Source organism: Paenibacillus camelliae (assembly GCF_023715345.1).
In the GTDB taxonomy this organism is placed as follows: Bacteria; Bacillota; Bacilli; order Paenibacillales; family Paenibacillaceae; genus Pristimantibacillus; species Pristimantibacillus camelliae.
In genome coordinates, this window is the sequence record NZ_JAMBNY010000094.1 from 1 (window position 1) to 255 (window position 255).

The 255-nt window shown below is 51.8% G+C and carries 2 tRNA genes; both read right to left on the reverse strand.

Annotated elements, in window-relative coordinates:
- Window positions 1-46 precede the first annotated feature (46 nt).
- Window positions 47-122: transfer RNA gene (locus M3180_RS22560), tRNA-Ala, on the reverse strand.
- A 23-nt stretch (window positions 123-145) separates the two neighbouring features.
- A tRNA-Ile gene (locus M3180_RS22565) sits at window positions 146-222 on the reverse strand.
- Between the last annotated feature and the right edge of the window lie 33 nt (window positions 223-255).

Below are 255 nucleotides of genomic sequence, written 5' to 3' on the forward strand. Positions count from 1 at the left end.
TAGTGTTTTCCGTTAGGAAGAACACGTTAAAGTTGTAAATCTTCTTTGGTGGAGCCAAGCGGGATCGAACCGCTGACCTCCTGCTTGCAAGGCAGGCGCTCTCCCAGCTGAGCTATGGCCCCATAATTTAATATAAAGTTGTAGATGGTGGGCCTTAGTGGACTCGAACCACCGACCTCACCCTTATCAGGGGTGCGCTCTAACCAGCTGAGCTAAAGGCCCTTATTAGCCACCGCTTGGCGACGTCCTACTCTC